The 809-nt window shown below is 29.8% G+C and carries 1 pseudogene; it reads right to left on the reverse strand.

From position 1 onward, the window contains the following. Positions 1 to 751, reverse strand: a pseudogene (locus RI68_RS02690) (DnaB-like helicase C-terminal domain-containing protein); the annotation flags it as partial. Between the last annotated feature and the right edge of the window lie 58 nt (positions 752 to 809).

The following is an 809-nucleotide window of genomic DNA, read 5'->3' on the forward strand; positions in this document are numbered from 1 at the left end:
TTGAAAATTGAGAGAGAATGATAATAATGATGTTTAATTCCATGGCTAATTGTTTGAGTTTAGTCATAATTTCATCAATAGCGAGACGGTCGTTTTCTAAGTGGTTTGTGGTTTTGGTTATTTGAAGGTGGTCAAGGACAACTATCTCCACTTTCTCCTCTAAATGAAGGCGATAAATTAAATCAATGATATAACTGATATTTTTTTCTTTATCATAACTAAAAGATAAATTGATCTTGCTAAATATTTTTTTAGCTTGGTTCATCCTTTTCGTGTAGGTGTGTAGTGAGAATTCTTGAAAATCTTTAGTTAAAATAATATCTAAGGGGATTTGGGTTTGGCGCGCCAATAGGCGATTTAAGTTTTCTTCACAAGTCGTTTCCAAAGAAAAAACCAACATATGCGGATAATGTTGGTTTTCTTGATATTTAGTTTGGGATAGATCTAATAAAAGATTATAAACAAAAGAAGTTTTACCTAAGCCAGTGTAGCCTCCAATAGTGATGATTTGTCCTTTTTTGAATCCTTTAGTTGTTTGATTTAAACCTTTGAAAGTTTCAGATAAACGGTAATATTCTTCTTTAATTTTTTGTTTTGCTTGGTTGTTGGTGTCAAAAAATTCAGGATGTAAAGAGACCATTTGGTTTAAATTAAAGAGAGTGTTATCGTTTTTGTGAGGGATTGAAGAGATAAAGTTTCTTAATTTATCAAATATTTCTTGGTAATATAAATTTTTGTGGTAAGGGTCTTGAAAGAATAGGTGCTAAGTGGATTTGTTCCACTTATTTTTTTATATTTATTTATAAAAT

This window comes from Vaccinium witches'-broom phytoplasma str. VAC (genome assembly GCF_000309405.1).
Classification (GTDB): domain Bacteria; phylum Bacillota_I; class Bacilli_A; order Acholeplasmatales; family Acholeplasmataceae; genus Phytoplasma.